Source organism: Leptospira mayottensis 200901116 (assembly GCF_000306675.2).
GTDB classification, from domain to species: Bacteria; Spirochaetota; Leptospiria; order Leptospirales; family Leptospiraceae; genus Leptospira; species Leptospira mayottensis.
Genome location: NZ_CP024871.1, coordinates 3,662,771 through 3,677,500, shown reverse-complemented (window position 1 = coordinate 3,677,500; position 14,730 = coordinate 3,662,771). Strand labels below are relative to the sequence as shown.

General features: G+C 38.1%; 15 protein-coding genes and 1 pseudogene (1 of these 16 running past the window's edge). 9 read left to right on the top strand and 7 right to left on the bottom strand.

Features of this window, described 5'->3' with window-relative positions; genetic code table 11:
* From LEP1GSC190_RS16865 to LEP1GSC190_RS16840, 6 genes are all read left to right on the top strand, one after another.
* Positions 1 to 1,026, top strand: partial view of a DUF2779 domain-containing protein gene (locus LEP1GSC190_RS16865; protein WP_338034146.1) — the 3' portion only. It extends 231 nt beyond the left edge of the window; only the last 1,026 of its 1,257 coding nucleotides appear in the window; its start codon lies off the left edge, out of view; it ends in the stop codon at positions 1,024 to 1,026.
* A 75-nt stretch (positions 1,027 to 1,101) separates the two neighbouring features.
* On the top strand, positions 1,102 to 2,313 hold the full coding sequence (locus LEP1GSC190_RS16860) for an argininosuccinate synthase (RefSeq protein WP_002749022.1): 1,212 nt from the start codon (positions 1,102 to 1,104) through the stop codon (positions 2,311 to 2,313).
* Positions 2,310 to 2,792, top strand: coding sequence for a pantetheine-phosphate adenylyltransferase (coaD, locus tag LEP1GSC190_RS16855; protein WP_002749024.1), 483 nt, complete (start codon positions 2,310 to 2,312; stop codon positions 2,790 to 2,792). The genes LEP1GSC190_RS16860 and coaD overlap by 4 nt, the downstream gene beginning before the upstream one ends.
* Before the next feature lie 9 nt (positions 2,793 to 2,801).
* Positions 2,802 to 3,215 (top strand): nucleoside-diphosphate kinase, encoded by a 414-nt coding sequence (locus LEP1GSC190_RS16850; protein ID WP_002619657.1) that lies wholly within the window; start codon positions 2,802 to 2,804, stop codon positions 3,213 to 3,215.
* 200 nt (positions 3,216 to 3,415) lie between these two features.
* Positions 3,416 to 3,598 carry a hypothetical protein gene (locus tag LEP1GSC190_RS16845; RefSeq protein ID WP_002749037.1) on the top strand — a complete coding sequence of 61 codons (183 nt, stop codon included), beginning with the start codon at positions 3,416 to 3,418 and terminating at the stop codon, positions 3,596 to 3,598.
* A gap of 491 nt (positions 3,599 to 4,089) precedes the next feature.
* A complete protein-coding gene (locus LEP1GSC190_RS16840) occupies positions 4,090 to 5,328 on the top strand; it encodes a BaiN/RdsA family NAD(P)/FAD-dependent oxidoreductase (protein ID WP_002749045.1) in 1,239 nt (412 codons plus the stop codon).
* Here the strand turns inward: LEP1GSC190_RS16840 and LEP1GSC190_RS16835 are convergent.
* Together LEP1GSC190_RS16835 and LEP1GSC190_RS16830 are read right to left on the bottom strand one after the other, a co-directional pair.
* Positions 5,325 to 5,660 (bottom strand): VOC family protein, encoded by a 336-nt coding sequence (locus LEP1GSC190_RS16835; protein ID WP_002749001.1) that lies wholly within the window; start codon positions 5,658 to 5,660, stop codon positions 5,325 to 5,327. The two genes, LEP1GSC190_RS16840 and LEP1GSC190_RS16835, sit on opposite strands and share 4 nt — an antisense overlap.
* Positions 5,657 to 5,935: a GNAT family N-acetyltransferase gene (locus LEP1GSC190_RS16830; protein ID WP_004282378.1), complete on the bottom strand. Its 279-nt coding sequence runs from the start codon at positions 5,933 to 5,935 to the stop codon at positions 5,657 to 5,659. The genes LEP1GSC190_RS16835 and LEP1GSC190_RS16830 overlap by 4 nt, the downstream gene beginning before the upstream one ends.
* A gap of 200 nt (positions 5,936 to 6,135) precedes the next feature.
* Here LEP1GSC190_RS16830 and LEP1GSC190_RS16825 point away from each other — a divergent pair, with 200 nt between their 5' ends.
* Complete coding sequence (locus tag LEP1GSC190_RS16825; RefSeq protein WP_002748997.1) at positions 6,136 to 7,878, top strand: GMC oxidoreductase; 1,743 nt, start codon at positions 6,136 to 6,138, stop codon at positions 7,876 to 7,878.
* 77 nt (positions 7,879 to 7,955) lie between these two features.
* Here LEP1GSC190_RS16825 and LEP1GSC190_RS16820 read toward each other — a convergent pair whose 3' ends face one another.
* Positions 7,956 to 8,399 carry a DoxX family protein gene (locus LEP1GSC190_RS16820; RefSeq protein WP_002749023.1) on the bottom strand — a complete coding sequence of 148 codons (444 nt, stop codon included), beginning with the start codon at positions 8,397 to 8,399 and terminating at the stop codon, positions 7,956 to 7,958.
* 207 nt (positions 8,400 to 8,606) lie between these two features.
* On the bottom strand, positions 8,607 to 9,056 hold the full coding sequence (locus LEP1GSC190_RS16815) for a MarR family winged helix-turn-helix transcriptional regulator (protein WP_002749033.1): 450 nt from the start codon (positions 9,054 to 9,056) through the stop codon (positions 8,607 to 8,609).
* Positions 9,057 to 9,103: 47 nt separating this feature from the next.
* On the opposite strand from LEP1GSC190_RS16815, the gene truD reads away from it, so the two are divergent.
* Positions 9,104 to 10,381 carry a tRNA pseudouridine(13) synthase TruD gene (gene truD, locus LEP1GSC190_RS16810; protein ID WP_002749049.1) on the top strand — a complete coding sequence of 426 codons (1,278 nt, stop codon included), beginning with the start codon at positions 9,104 to 9,106 and terminating at the stop codon, positions 10,379 to 10,381.
* 302 nt (positions 10,382 to 10,683) lie between these two features.
* Here the strand turns inward: truD and LEP1GSC190_RS16805 are convergent, their stop codons facing one another.
* Positions 10,684 to 11,511 carry an aldo/keto reductase gene (locus tag LEP1GSC190_RS16805; protein WP_051019769.1) on the bottom strand — a complete coding sequence of 276 codons (828 nt, stop codon included), beginning with the start codon at positions 11,509 to 11,511 and terminating at the stop codon, positions 10,684 to 10,686.
* A 348-nt stretch (positions 11,512 to 11,859) separates the two neighbouring features.
* On the opposite strand from LEP1GSC190_RS16805, the gene LEP1GSC190_RS16795 reads away from it, so the two are divergent.
* Positions 11,860 to 12,932 (top strand): IS3 family transposase gene (locus tag LEP1GSC190_RS16795; RefSeq protein ID WP_420844300.1). Its coding sequence is split into 2 segments (ribosomal slippage): positions 11,860 to 12,097 and positions 12,097 to 12,932, totalling 1,074 coding nucleotides; the frame shifts between segments, so codons are not numbered across the junction.
* Positions 12,933 to 13,007: 75 nt separating this feature from the next.
* On the opposite strand, the pseudogene LEP1GSC190_RS16790 reads toward LEP1GSC190_RS16795, so the two are convergent.
* Both LEP1GSC190_RS16790 and LEP1GSC190_RS16785 read right to left on the bottom strand, forming a co-directional pair.
* A pseudogene (locus LEP1GSC190_RS16790) lies at positions 13,008 to 13,428 on the bottom strand (DUF1564 family protein); the annotation flags it as partial.
* 361 nt (positions 13,429 to 13,789) lie between these two features.
* Entirely contained in the window at positions 13,790 to 14,353 is a 564-nt protein-coding gene (locus LEP1GSC190_RS16785) for a tetratricopeptide repeat protein (RefSeq protein WP_002746152.1), read from the bottom strand.
* Positions 14,354 to 14,730 lie beyond the last annotated feature (377 nt).

Below are 14,730 nucleotides of genomic sequence, written 5' to 3'. Positions count from 1 at the left end.
AAGTTTCACTTTCAAGACGGGATCCAAGCCGATTCTTTTTTTGTGCGTAAGGACGTCACAGACGAGATCATGCTCAAAGAAAAAGAAACGATAGAAATCGCCCGTTCTTTATACGACCTTCTTTCTAGAAAAAATCTTCCTTCTCGTTTTGCGAGTAATCTGTGTTCTCATCCGAGAAACTGTTTGTATCCGGAAACCTGTTTGACTCCTAACGTTCCGGGAGACATTTTCACTCTTCGTGAGGGAAAAGAAGAATCAATAAGATTTTACAAACAAGGGATTCTGAACCTGAAAGATATTCAACAAACAGAAGGCCTGACTCCTCGTCAAAAAACTCAGATTCAAGTGATGAAAACGGGAACTCCGTTTACGAATCGAAAGGTTTTTACCGAATTTTTTGAAAAACTTCATTATCCGATTTATTTTTTGGATTTCGAATCTATCAATCCTCCGATTCCGATTTATCCGGACTCCCACCCGTTTCAGCACGTTCCATTTTTGTTTTCGTTGCACGTTATACGGGAGGATCTTTTTGAAGAACCCGAAAGCTTTTATTATATCGATGACGGAATTGAAGACCCTAGGAAAAAAATATTAGAAAAATTGCAAGAATGGATTTTACCCGGAGGGACCATTCTATGCTACAATGATAAGTTTGAAAGAAGATGTCTGGAGGAATCTGCGGCGGTTTTTTCCGAATTCAAACCCTGGCTCCAATCAATCCAAGAGTATTTCGTCGATCTTTCGAAACCTTTTTGGGAATACGATTATTATCATCCCGATCAGAAAGGAAGTACATCGTTAAAAACCATTCTTCCCGTAATTACAGGTCGAGATTATAAAGATCTTGGAATCCAATCGGGTCAAATGGCGAACTTCGAATTTTTGAGGATAAAAACGGAATTTATGACGGAATTCGAAAAATCGGAGATCGAAAAAAATCTTATCGAATACTGCAAACTTGATACATATGCGATGATTCTCATTCTTCGTAAAATCAAAGAATGGATCGAAACGCCATTATAATTCTCTAAAACCCTGTTTCAGAATCGGGAAAATCCGGTTGTCCACAGACCTGGATCGATTTTCAGTGTTCTCAGAATGGCGCAAAGTAAACCTGTTAAAAAAATCGTCCTCGCTTATTCCGGCGGTTTGGATACGTCGGTAATTCTTACCTGGTTGAAAGAAACATATAGCTGCGAAGTAATCGCTTTTACTGCGGATGTGGGTCAAAAAGAAGAACTTTCCGGTTTGGAAGAAAAGGGAATTAAAACCGGAGCTTCCAAAGTTTATATACAAGACCTTCGTTTGGAATTCGCTCGAGATTTTATTTTTCCTGCCATTCAAGGGAATGCACTTTATGAAATGCGTTATCTTCTCGGAACTTCCCTTGCCCGGCCTCTTATCGCGAAGGCGATGGTGGAAGTCGCTGAAAAGGAAGGTGCTGACGCCTTCGCTCACGGTGCGACCGGTAAAGGAAACGATCAGGTTCGTTTCGAACTTGGCGTTAAATCGTTAGCTCCCGAAAAAACAATCATTGCGCCTTGGAGAATCTGGAATTTCGGCGGCAGATCGGATCTGATTGAGTATGCAAAGTCCAAAGGGATTCCGGTTTCCATTACCGTGGAAAAGCCGTATTCTATGGATAGAAATCTTATGCATATTTCTTACGAAGGTGGAATATTAGAAGATCCTTATAGAGAACCGGATGAAAAAATGTTTCTTTTGACAACTTCTCCCGAAAAAGCTCCCGATGCCCCCGAATATTTGGAACTTGATTTCCAGGAAGGAAATTGTGTCGCGATCAACGGTAAAAAATTGAATCCTTACGAAGTGATGGAGACCCTCAACACGATCGCGGGCAAACACGGAGTGGGTAGAGTGGACATCGTCGAAAATCGTCTTGTGGGAATCAAGTCCAGGGGCGTTTATGAGACTCCGGGCGGAACTGTGTTATTTTTAACTCACAGGGATTTGGAATCGATCACGATTGATCGGGACACACAACATCATAAAGATAAACTTTCCATCGAATTCGCCGAACTTATCTATAATGGCCACTGGTTTTCCTCAAGAATGAAAGCAGTTCGAGCTTTTATTACTGAAACTCAGAGATACGTAACCGGCACCGTAAAAGTAAAACTCTACAAGGGAACTTGTTCAATTGTAGGTAGAAAATCTTCCGTTTCTCTGTACAATCCCAAGATGGCAACCTTTGAAAAAGAGGAATTATATAACCAAAAAGACGCGGAAGGGTTTATCAATATCTATGGTTTACCCGCACAAGAAACGGCTAGGCTTCGTAAAAAATGAAACATTTGGCGATTTATCCTGGTTCCTTTGATCCGTTAACGAACGGACATTTGGATATCCTTCAAAGGTCCTTAGGACTTTTCGATAAGGTGATCATTGCCATTGCGGTTAATTCTAACAAGTCTACTTTGTTCTCAATTGAGGAAAGACTTGAATTTATCCATAAAGTCACCCAAGGATTGAAGGGTTTGGAGATTGATACTTTTCAAGGTCTCACCGTGGATTATTGCAATAAAGTCGGAGCGAACAGTATTATTCGAGGACTTAGAGCGGTTACCGATTTCGACTATGAATATGCCATTTCTTTAATGAATAAAAAATTGGCTCCGAATGTGGAAACCGTTTTTCTAATGTCTTCCAGCGAGTATTCTTTTATCTCTTCAACAATCGTCAAGGAAGTCGCAAGACATGGAAGAGATGTTAGCAATCAGGTTCCTGAAATTGTCAGCAAAGCATTACTTAAAAAACTCTCTCAATAAGGAAAAAAAATGTCCAAAACGTTTATCATGATCAAACCCGACGGAGTAAAAAACAAACACGTCGGAAATATTCTTGCAAGGATCGAAAAAGAAGGATTTAAGATCCTAGGTTTAAAGTATCTCAAGCTATCTCTTGAAGATGCTAAACAATTTTATAAAGTACACTCCGCGCGTCCGTTTTACAACGACTTATGTAACTACATGTCTTCCGGTCCGATCGTTGCCGCTGCTCTAGAAAGAGACAACGCTGTTCTTCATTGGAGAGAAGTGATCGGAGCAACCGATCCGAAAGAAGCGGCTGCTGGAACGATTCGTGCTCTGTATGCGGAAAGTAAGGAAGCGAATGCAGTACACGGTTCCGATTCTGATGAAAACGCAGCTCTTGAAGTTTCCTTCTTTTTTAAGGGAAACGAGTTATTCTAAAATAATCTTGGAGAGGGGTTCTACGGTTTTAGAACTCCTCTTTTGTATAATATTTTCGAATTTTTGCAATGATAGATTCTAATTAGAGTTTAGAATATTTTAAAATTAGGTGATTTTTTAGTTGTACTTTTTAGGAAAGAAATTATTAATTATTTTCTAAAATCTGTTATAAAACGGTTTTTTAAACCGACAATTTGAATATGAACACAAACACAAGAGAACAGTTTCAAAAACACAACGAAATCATGAGACAATATAGAGCTAATGATCCTTTTGGGGACCCAAATCATGGAACTCCGGACTGGATGGATGATGTGATGGAACTTATTTATTCCAGAGAAGAATTTCTTGTGGATTCTGAATCAGACTTTGAGGTAGAATAATTTTGTTTTAAATCCTTTCAGCTTTCCTTTGTAAATCGATAGATTTCTTTTAGCCATTTTGTGGGCGTCTTTGTAAAATTCTAAAATAACAATTCTAAAGTCAAATTTCTATATAAAACCACCGTTTTGCGGTCATATGTTTTTTACGAATCTGCACAATGATTATAGCCGCAGATTTATTGTAACGAGAATTCGTTTTTTCGTAAAAACAAAATGTGGGAACGTCATGTTTCAAAGTTCAAGACAATAATACTATTATACGTTGGTCTCTTGATGCGCGGTAAGTTCCCGCAGATTTTTAGTGAGTTTATAGGTTTTTAAATTATCTTTTCAACGTTAAACATAATAGGGGTCTTACAATTTTTGAGGTTTTGAGAGGGACGATTGATTGCGCTCAAGGTTTTTAGATAAATACAGAGTGCAAAATCGGAAGTTCATTTTTGTATGGAAGGAATGAGTTCTTATAAAAATCGGGCCAAGGATTTCCGATTATGAGTTTTGAATCGAAAGAACGACCGAAGATTGCAGTCATAGGAGGAGGGGCTGCGGGATTTTTTGGAGCGATTCAAATTGCTTCCGAAGGGAATTGCGAGGTTACTCTTCTGGAAAAAGGAAAACAATTTCTTTCCAAGGTGAAAATTTCCGGAGGAGGAAGATGTAACGTTACAAATCATTGTTTTGATCCGGAAATCTTGAGTAAAAATTATCCTAGAGGTGAAAGAGAACTCCGTTGGGCTTTTGAAATTTTCGGGCCTAGGGACACGATCCGATGGTACGAACAACGGGGAGTCCTATTAAAAGCCGAAACCGACGGAAGAATGTTTCCGATCACCGATTCTTCAGAAACAGTACTTCAAGCATTGATGCAAGAGGCAAAAAAGACTGGGGTGAAACTGAAAGTAGGAATGGAGATTCATTCTGTAAAACCGATCACCGATTCTAAATTTCAAATCAAACTTAAAAGCGAAGATACATTAGAATTTAATAAAATATTATTTGCGACTGGTTCCGGAAGAAAAGCTTGGAATTGGCTCCAGGCACTGGGACATACTATATCGGATCCGGTTCCTTCTTTGTTTACATTTAAAATCGTCGATCCCCGTCTCGAAGATCTGTCGGGACTTACCTTTGAGAAAACGGAGTGTTCTCTTGCCGAATTCGGTTATTCTCAACTCGGTCCTTTGCTTATCACACATTGGGGAGCCAGTGGGCCTGCAATCTTAAAACTTTCCGCAAAAGGTGCAAGGGAATTATTTAACAAAGAATACGAAACAACTCTAAGAGTCGACTTCGTTCCTGGAATGAAAAAGGACGAGGTTCGAAAAAGGATCGAAAAGGAAAAAGAACTTCATCCCTCCAAATTCATTTCCAACACTCCCGTTTTAGGAATTCCGAGAAGATATTGGGAAAGAATATTAAAAATTCATTCTATAGATTCATCCAAAAAGTGGTCCGGCTTATCCTCTAAAGATTTACATGAAATCACCGAAGAGCTTACAGATGCAAGATTTAAGATCTCAGGAAAAGGGGAATTTAAGGAAGAGTTTGTGACCTGTGGAGGAGTCAATCGTAAGGAGGTGAATTTTAAAACTATGGAAAGTAAGGTTGTTCCTGGAATTTATTTTGCCGGAGAGGTTTTGGACGTGGATGGAGTTACGGGAGGGTTCAACTTTCAGAGCGCGTGGACCACGTCTTATATTGCAGCTCGCGGAATTCTCAATTCCGTTTAAAACGGCCAAGGATTCGGATAGGAAGAATAACCCAGAAGATTGCCGTCTGGATCCTTAAAGTATTTTGTATATTCGGTTTCTTGAATCCATTCTGGAAGATTTTTCAAATCCGCAGACTTTAAACAAGAAGTAGAAAAAATCAAAGCCTTGGGGCCTTTTGTGCTCGTATCGATTTCGATCATCAAAATCGTATCACTCGCCCGAAACCAAACCGAACGAAGAGACTGATCCGGATTTTTATTCTCTTTTATTTTTTTCAAGCCGGGAAGGGATTCGTAAAATTTTTCGAGAATGTTTATATTTGGAGAACCAATCGCGATATGATGTATCATCTTACGACCAAATCGTCATAATTCGGATGCCTATTCAAAAAAGTTACGACGTACGGACAACTCGGAATGATTTTTTTATTTAAGGAACGAGCCTTATCCAAGGCGGTTTGTACAAGATCTGCGGCAAGACCTTTACCGCGAAGTTCGGAGGGAACATAAGTTGAAACCAGATTCCAGATATCACCTTCTTCTTTGTACAATAGATAAGATTCATGACCGTCTAGAGAGGTGTAAAACTTGAATTCTAGCTCGGAATGAACGACTTTCGTATTCATTCTTCAATTCTAAAGATTTGAAAGGAATTCATCAAGCTGAAAGAAGAACAAAAGTTAAAAATTGAGATCAAACGTTCTTTTCGGTTTGAAGATAACTCTATTTTACTTTGAAAAAATCGATTCGAAGAATTTTGGCTTTCCATTTATGGGAAATAAAAGACTTTAAGCCACTGAAAAACTTCGATAGGACTGGACTGCAAATGAGTTTAGATTCGACTTTAAAAAGGAAAGAAATTCTTTATGATTACGATTATATCGTAGTCGGCTCAGGTTTTGGAGGAAGTGTCTCTGCGCTTCGGCTTTCGCAAAAAGGATATAAGGTGGCCGTTTTAGAATCAGGCAAACGATGGAACAGCTCCGAATTCCCTAAAACCAACTGGAATTTACGTAAGTTCCTTTGGTTTCCGAAACTTTTCTGCTTTGGAATTCAGAGAATCAACTTTCTAAACGACGTAATGGTTTTGAGCGGCGCGGGAGTGGGCGGTGGAAGTCTTGTTTACGCAAATACGTTGTATGTTCCTCCCGAACCATTTTGGAAAAAAGCGATCGTCCAAAAGATGGGAGGAAAAAAAGGAATCCTTCCTTTCTACGAACTTGCGAAGAGGATGTTGGGTGTCGTGGAAAATCCAAAGACTTGGGAATCGGATCGGTATATGCAGGAAACCGCAAAAACTTTCGGAATCGAGAATACGTTTAACAAAACTCCGGTAGGGGTTCACTTCGGTAAAAGTGGCATCGATCCTTTTTTCGGAGGAGAGGGGCCGGAGAGAAATTCCTGTAACGATTGTGGTGGTTGTATGGTCGGTTGTCGTTATAACGCAAAAAATACTCTTGATAAGAATTATCTTTATTTTGCAGAGAAAGCGGGGGCAGTTGTTCTTCCGGAAACGAAAGTTTCCAAGTTGGTACCGTTAGGTGAAGATGGTTCGGAAGGTTATGAAGTTTATACTGAGAGAACGACTTCTTTTTTTGGTTATCCCAAAAAAATTTATAGAGTGAAATCCGTCGTTCTTTCCGCTGGGGTTTTAGGGACCTTGGGTCTTCTTTTAAAGATGAAAGAGGAGGGAATTCTTCCTAAACTTTCCAAACAGCTGGGACAAGTCGTTAGAACCAACAGTGAATCGCTAATCGGAGTAACACTCAAAGACAAGAAAGCGGATCTATCCCACGGAATTGCGATCACTTCCAGCGTTTTTCCAGATGAACATACTCACATAGAACCAGTTCGTTATTCGGACGGGGCCGACGCGATGAACAGTTTAGCTGCGGGGGTTCTCGTGGACGGGGGGGAGAGTATTCCGAGGCAACTTCGATTTTTGATTGAAGTACTAAAACATCCGATTCATAGTATCAGTCTGTTAAACCCTATCGGGTTTGCAAGAAGGACAATCATTCTTCTTGTAATGCAAACCGTGGACAATAGTATCGAGATTGTTCGTAAGAGAAGATGGATCTGGCCGTTCAAGAGAACACTTTCTTCCACTCAGGAAAGCGGAGAAAAAATTCCTACCTATATCCCGATTGCAAACGAGTTTGCGAGAAGACTGGCTAAAATCTCGGGAGGGATCGCAAGAAGTAGTATCAACGAAGCTTTGTTGGATATTCCCGCTACCGCGCATATATTAGGGGGATGTAATATAGGAGAGACTTCCGAGACAGGTGTAATTGATCTTCAAAACAAGGTTTATGGCTATCAGAATCTTAGGATTTGTGATGGTTCCATGATTCCAGCTAATTTGGGTGTGAATCCGAGTCTAACGATCACGGCTCTTACGGAAAGAGCGATGTCCTTTGTGCCTCCGAAAGAGAAGGAAATATTTAACTTTAAATTCGAAAAGAAATGGGGCGTTATAGGTCTTTTCGGTAAGGTAAAAAATGCCGCAATTACTACAACCGGAGCCCGTAAAAATAAATCCACCCCAAGAGCAAAAAACAAAAAGTAATTAAAATATTCTAAAATTCAAATATTTTCGGAAAGCCGTGGATTTGTTTTCCGCGGATTTCCGAAAAATTTGGATCTTTATTTAAGTTTCTTTTCGATTAGAGAATCTACGGAAGCTTTTCCGCCGCCTTTGATAAAAAGAACTGCAGAAATTGCAATGCAAAGAAGGTGGAATTCATACCCTTCTCCTTGTTGATTCCCGAACCAGTTCATAAAAAATCCGTATGGCGAATGAATTATGGCTGCCGCTATCATAATGATTCCGATTCCGAATGCGGATAATCTTGTAAGAAAACCAAAGATCAGTCCAAGTGCTCCCAGCGATTCCCCGATGATTATGAGAAATGCGATCGGTGAAGGAATTCCTAACCCAACGAAATAGCCCATGGTTCCAGTAAAACCAAAACCGCCGAACCAGCCTAAAAGTTTTTGTGCTCCGTGCGGGAACATTACAACTCCTGCAACTACTCTGAGAATTAGAGATCCAAGATCTGAATCTGTTTTAAAAAATTTTTGAAGCATTTGTTTCCTCCTAAATGATTCCAAAATGTTCATCCATTATTTTTTAATAGTGAATGACTTCAATTTACAGCATTGAAAACGGTTTTTTTACTCGCCTGAATTTTCCAATGAATTTGTTAAAATGTGTGGACTTCCCTTTTATGATATTAGAACTATATTTCGATGTTAAATCGTTTATATTCAAAGTATAGATCTGAAAGAAAAAGTTCATACCGCCTTCAATCCGATTTCCTTACAATAATCACCAAGATCTAAAAGTTGATTTTCCGATAAAGAATCGAATTTATGAACGAGAGAAACCAAAAGATCAGGAAACGCTTCCTGTACGAGCTTTCGTCCTTTGGGGGTTAGGTGAATGATGATATAACGTCTGTCTTCTTTGTTCCGGATTCTTTGAACGAGCTTTCTCTTTTCGAGATTATCTATAATTTGAGTGATGTTTCCTTCGCAGGAGAATAATTTTTGTCCAATTTCCTTTTGGCACATCGGACCTAAATGGATAAGCGTTTCCAAACAACCAAATTGCCCCGTCGTCAATCCGTATTTCGAAAAAACTTTCTCTTCCAATTGGCGAATTGAGTCGGAACAACGGCTAAGCTTGATAAATGCATTCAGGACCGCCGTTTCTCGATTACTTCCTTTATAGTGGGTTCCCATAAATACTTTGAATTTAAACTATTACTTTAAAACGTGTTTTATAGTCAATGAATTTTTTAATTCAAGATTGTTATTGTGAGAAGTTTCCATATTTTGGAACTGTGGGAAGTTATCCATTTAGTGGGTTTTTAGTTTATGATTTGAAACAGAATCCGGGAGATTTTAGGGTCGAAGAAATTCTTCGTCCCGGTTTTATACAAAAATCTGGAAAATGGATGATCTTCCGACTTCATAAATCCGGTTGGAATACACTAGATGCTCTCTTGAAAATTTCCAAGGAATCTAAGATTTCCATTTCCGAGATCGGATATGCAGGCAAGAAAGATCGGCACGCGACCACTTCTCAATATTTAAGTTGTCAAAAGCCTTTGAAAGTTCCCAAGGAACTTGCAAACGTTTTGCAATTGGAAAAGATCGGCTTTAGCGAAAAATCTTTGAGTCCAGAAGCAAATGCGGGCAATCGTTTCGTTCTTATTCTTAGAAATTTGCCCGAAAAGGAAATTGAATCGGTTCGGAACAATTTTGAAAAGATCGGTAACAATGGTTTCATCAATTACTACGATTCGCAAAGGTTTAGCCGATTTCATCTGGAGTTTAGACTCCCCATTTTCCCGTATTTGAAAGGAGATGCTGAAGCTTGCCTAAAATTGATTTTGACCGATCCCTATGCGGGAGAAAAAAAACAAGCTCGGGATCGAAAGAAAAAAATTCAGGCCGCTTGGGGAAACTGGTCTCAATGTAAAAAATGGTCTAACAACAAACTGGAAAATAAAATTTTTTTCAGTCTAAATCGCGAAAAGAGCCCGACTCAAAAAATGTATTCTGCTTTGATTCTTCAGTTTCCTGAAGAAGAACTGCTGATGTTAATCTCATCAATGCAATCCTTAATCTGGAACGAGTTTGTATCCGAGCTTTTGATCTCAGAAGGATGTTTCGGTGTTCGGATCAAAACTAAGACGGGATTCTTATTTTTCCCCGAAAAATCATCCATCGAATCCTTGTCACCTTTTCGAAATCTTTCGGTTCCAGGAGAATCCGGAATTTATAAATTAGAATATTCTAAAAAAGAAATAAACGTTTTAAGAAGAATTCTCAATTCGAACGGATTGGATGAAACAATATTCGACCATTCTCCTTTTCCGGGTATTAAAATGAATTCCTTCGAACGGAAAATGAAGGTGATTCCGGAAAACTTTCAAATGACGGATTTCGAAGAAGACGATTTGCATCCAGGAAAAAGGAAAGTGAAAATATCCTTTCAACTCCCTTCTGGTGCTTATGCGACGATGCTGGTCAAACGATTGATGCTTAGAGCGAATATATAGAACGTAATCAAAAATAACTTATATATTCATGATGTACCATTTGAGATTTTTTAGATGAGTTTGGAGCCCATTCCAAAGTCTTAAAATAAATCGGCTATAATCATTCAACAAGTTTGTAACAAATCACTGGAGTTTCCACAGGTTACGTCTTCTTGAATAAGTTTATGGGTTTTCAAACAACTTTTTTTGTTGTTAAATTCCGAAGGAGTCCCCGCATCCGAAGATTTTGGGCAGACTTTTCATACAGTTTTCGAATCATTAATAAAAAACTTTGTTCTTGTATATGAAGTAAGCTTAGGCCTCTAAATGACTTCGGAAGGATCCCAACAGGTTCTGAAATTTTCATCCAAAGAATTCAGAATTTTCATATCTTCTTCAGAAATCTTAAAGTCGAAAACTTTTGAGTTTTCAATAATTCTTTCTTTTTTTGTGGATTTTGGGATCACCACAATCTTTTGTTCAATTGCCCAACGGATCAAAATCTGCGCCGATGTTTTGTCGTATTTTTTGGCGATTTCTGAGATCTTCGGATCTTCGACTTTTTGTCCGTGAGCGAGAGGACTATAAGCCTCAAGTTGAATCTTATGTTTTTTACAATATTCGAATAGATCGACCTGGTTTAAAAAAGGATGAAATTCCACCTGATTGACTACGGGAGTGATCTGGGAATTTTTTAATAACTCTGTAAGATGAGAAATCGTGTAATTACTAACTCCGATTGATTTACAGAGTTTATCGTGATACGCTTTTTCCAATTCTTTCCAAGAATCCATTCTTTGTGAAGTTACCGGAAAATGAATGAGATAAAGATCTACTTGATCAATTCCTAGTTTTTCGAGACTGGTTTCAAGAGCTTTTCTTGTTTTATCTGACCCTTGATCCGCATTCCAAAGTTTTGTAGTGATGAAAATTTCTTTTCTTGAAATTCCACTTTCTCGGATCGCTTTACCTACGTCTTCTTCGTTGGAATAAATTTTCGCAGTATCGATATGGCGATAACCCGCTTCTAAAGCGTTTAAAACTGCCTCCCTGCATTCTTTACCGGATTTGGTTTTCCAAACTCCAAGTCCTAAGATGGGCATTGAAAGCCCATTGTTGAGTGTAACTGTTTGGTTTAACACATTTTCCATCATAGAATTTCCCATAATATTATGGACGATTCTGAAATTGAGCCAAAACTTTTAAAGATAAAAACGCTACAATAATTCTATGATATCGTGAATAGAAGAATATTCTAAAGACTTCTTGGCAGATTCTTCGAAAGTTTTGCACTTAGTTTTAAAGTATAAATAAGAAATATCCTACTTTTAAGAAGTAAACTAATCTTTATATTCCAAAGTGTGAAAGTAAATTTCCGATTTACAGTGGAGTCTTTGTGCGATTCGCTTTTTAGCAAGTCTAAGTGACCTAGCCCCCGAATTTAGAACCATTTAGAATGTTTGAAATCCTCTCAAGAACATAAAATTTTGGAGGAAAACATGAAAAAACGTTTCAGTGAAGATCAAATTCATAAGATTCTAAAGGAATCTGAATCAGGGATATCGACTCCTGAACTTTGTCGTAAATACGGAATCAGTGGTAACACTTTTTACCGTTGGCGTTCGAAATACGGCGGGTTAGAACTAAACGATCTAAAACGGATGAAGACTTTAGAGGAAGAAAACAGTAGGCTAAAGAAACTGTATGCAGAGTTAGCTTTAGAAAATGAAGCGATCAAGATGTTACTCGAAAAAAAGTGGTGAGCCGTGAGCAGAAACGAGAGGCGCTCCTGTTAATCAAAACGCGGCTTGGAGAACGGAAATCCTGCCGTCTTTTGCAAATCTCCAGAACCGGCTTTCGACATCGTTCCAGGCTTCAGGACAAAAACATGGAATTGAAGGATCGAATTCTCACTTTAGCGTATAAGCATAAAAGGGCGGGATACAGACAGATTCATGATTTTATTCGGCAAGAAGAACGAGTAAACCATAAACGAATCTATCGCTTGTATTCAGCATTGGGCTTAAAATACCGAATCAAACCGAAACGAAAGAGAGTATCGTTACCTGCGATTCCAAAGATTGTTCCTAAGAAACCGGAGGAAAGGTGGTCGATGGATTTCATGTCGGATTCACTCTACTCGGGAAGAAAATTCAGAATATTGAATATCATCGATGACTTTGGACGATTCGCCGTGGCAACGCAGGTGGAATTCTCAATCACTTCGGAACGATTAGTAAGAATTTTGAATGAAGTATCTGAAGTCCGTAGCCTGCCAAAACAAATCGTTGTGGATAACGGTCCCGAATTCACATCAAAAGCTTTTTTACGATGGGCTTTTGAAAAAGGAGTCGATATTCATTTTATTACGCCGGGTAAGCCTACTGAGAATGCCTTCATCGAGAGCTTTAACGGAAAAATGCGAAACGAATGTTTAAATGAAAATTGGTTTAAGAATATTGAAGAAGCACAGCGCCTTGTCGAGGATTGGAGAAATTTCTATAATTCTGAAAGGCCACATAGTTCTCTTGGGGGACTTACTCCGGAGGAATATTTAAGACGCTCTGCTTAAGTGGATTTTGACACTTTACACTGGTACTAAAAACGGGGGCATCTCATAAGTTAAGAATATAATTGTGAGATTAGCGGGAACTCCCCGATTCATCGTGTCCGCAATAGAACCCTCTAGCTGCAGGAGATAATTGAAAAGATAACAGCGGGATATGCCGTGGCCTATAGCAAAAAGTTTTTAAAAAAGCCCAGCTTGTAGAGTTCACCCGAACGTTGATTCGTATCATCTTTCTATTTCTCGGAACAAGGTTCATCCAGCTTTTTTATCGAGACGTTTTGAAGCGGAAAGAAACTTCCCATACGTTTTCAAAAATTGAGATTTTTTTTTGGAAGAAGTTTCAAATCTTTTTCGGAAAAACGAAGCCAGATGTTCTCGGAATTAGAAGAGTAACCGTTTCGGAGCGATCTTCTTGAAGAATCGAACTGATTTTACAATTGGAACTGAGCTCGAATACGGTTTTTGGAAAGAATAAAAACGGACTTGATCTAGCGGGAATTTTATCGAAGTGAAAAAATTTTTTAAGTAAAATAGTTTATATAAGCTTAAGAGTCTGTCCCAAAACCTTAAGAGAAATCAATTACAATGATTCAGTAAGTTCGTAACAAAACGCCCGGGAGGTTCCCACAGATTTAGGTTTTCAAACAGTTTTTTTCACTGCTAAAATTTCCATAGGAGTTCCCATATTCGTAAGATCTTGAGGCAGGCTATTAACGAGATCACGTACAATTCATTTTGAATCACCCGACGAAATCTCCTCATAATCCATTCGACTAAAGTGTTGTATGCCTTTGTTTATCTGATCTGTCCTCTACAACTAAAACGGAGTTGTTATTTGCGGTGCTTTCATTTCCGTCTGCTCATTCCTTTTTTAATTCTTCAATTTTATATTTTGCATCTTTTTTAGGCTTATCGTATTCGGCTGGTGCGGTATCAATAAATTTCTGATAACTTTCAATCGCTTGCTTTTTATTTCCCATACGAGTATAAATAATTCCTAAATTAAAATATGCTTCTGTAATAGAGTTATCTATATTAACTGTCTTTAGATAGTTTTGAAGAGCTTTTTCATTGTTTTGCTGCTTTTGATGAACGACACCGAGATTGTAAAAAGCTCTTGCATAGGAGGGATTTTTTTCGATCGATTGCGTAAAATAAATGATTGCTTGATCTAATTTACCTTCATTCAAGTAAGTAACTCCGATATTATTCGCATATTCAGGATATTGGGGGTGTAACTTCGAAGCTTTTTCGAAAAAGGAACGTGCTTGGATAAAATCTCCCTTGCTCAGTAAGGTAATACCTTGTTGATTAAATTGAAATGCTTTTGACTGTTCTTCCATTGTCGGTAAGGTATCTCCAAAGTAATTTGTAGAAATTCCGAAAATAACCACGAAAAGAATAATTAACTTTCTTTGATTCATAACTAATTTTTAATTTTCCTATTTAACCAACACTGTCGGAGGGATGTTGATTTTCTAATCAATTTTTCGAAAAAGTAATTTTATAAATTTAAGTCTTCTATAAATTTTTCCTTGAAATTTAAAATAAAATCGAACTGCATTTCATAGCACATAAAATATTCTCCCATAAATTGCAGTATTTAAGATGAAAATTGTAGTTTTGAGTTTTTCTTATAGTAGTAAATCTGAATTTTAGGACAGGTCGTAAGAATTTTTCTTCGTTTTAAACAATTTAAATATTAAAGTGAAGCAATTCTAATTTTGGAGAGAATAAAATCGGAGTAAAACGGGATAAAAGGACTTTGAATAAAAAAGCAGGAAACCCTCATTTGTCCAAT

Bases quoted from the DNA above. Each gene is read 5' to 3' on its own strand.
- LEP1GSC190_RS16785 (WP_002746152.1), bottom strand. From the start codon at position 14,353: ATGAATCAAAGAAAGTTAATTATTCTTTTCGTGGTTATTTTCGGAATT.
- LEP1GSC190_RS16825 (WP_002748997.1), top strand. From the start codon at position 6,136: ATGAGTTTAGATTCGACTTTAAAAAGGAAAGAAATTCTTTATGATTAC.
- LEP1GSC190_RS16830 (WP_004282378.1), bottom strand. From the start codon at position 5,935: ATGAATACGAAAGTCGTTCATTCCGAGCTAGAATTCAAGTTTTACACC.
- LEP1GSC190_RS16840 (WP_002749045.1), top strand. From the start codon at position 4,090: ATGAGTTTTGAATCGAAAGAACGACCGAAGATTGCAGTCATAGGAGGA.
- truD (WP_002749049.1), top strand. From the start codon at position 9,104: ATGAATTTTTTAATTCAAGATTGTTATTGTGAGAAGTTTCCATATTTT.
- coaD (WP_002749024.1), top strand. From the start codon at position 2,310: ATGAAACATTTGGCGATTTATCCTGGTTCCTTTGATCCGTTAACGAAC.
- LEP1GSC190_RS16860 (WP_002749022.1), top strand. From the start codon at position 1,102: ATGGCGCAAAGTAAACCTGTTAAAAAAATCGTCCTCGCTTATTCCGGC.
- LEP1GSC190_RS16835 (WP_002749001.1), bottom strand. From the start codon at position 5,660: ATGATACATCATATCGCGATTGGTTCTCCAAATATAAACATTCTCGAA.
- LEP1GSC190_RS16850 (WP_002619657.1), top strand. From the start codon at position 2,802: ATGTCCAAAACGTTTATCATGATCAAACCCGACGGAGTAAAAAACAAA.
- LEP1GSC190_RS16845 (WP_002749037.1), top strand. From the start codon at position 3,416: ATGAACACAAACACAAGAGAACAGTTTCAAAAACACAACGAAATCATG.
- LEP1GSC190_RS16805 (WP_051019769.1), bottom strand. From the start codon at position 11,511: ATGGAAAATGTGTTAAACCAAACAGTTACACTCAACAATGGGCTTTCA.
- LEP1GSC190_RS16815 (WP_002749033.1), bottom strand. From the start codon at position 9,056: ATGGGAACCCACTATAAAGGAAGTAATCGAGAAACGGCGGTCCTGAAT.
- LEP1GSC190_RS16820 (WP_002749023.1), bottom strand. From the start codon at position 8,399: ATGCTTCAAAAATTTTTTAAAACAGATTCAGATCTTGGATCTCTAATT.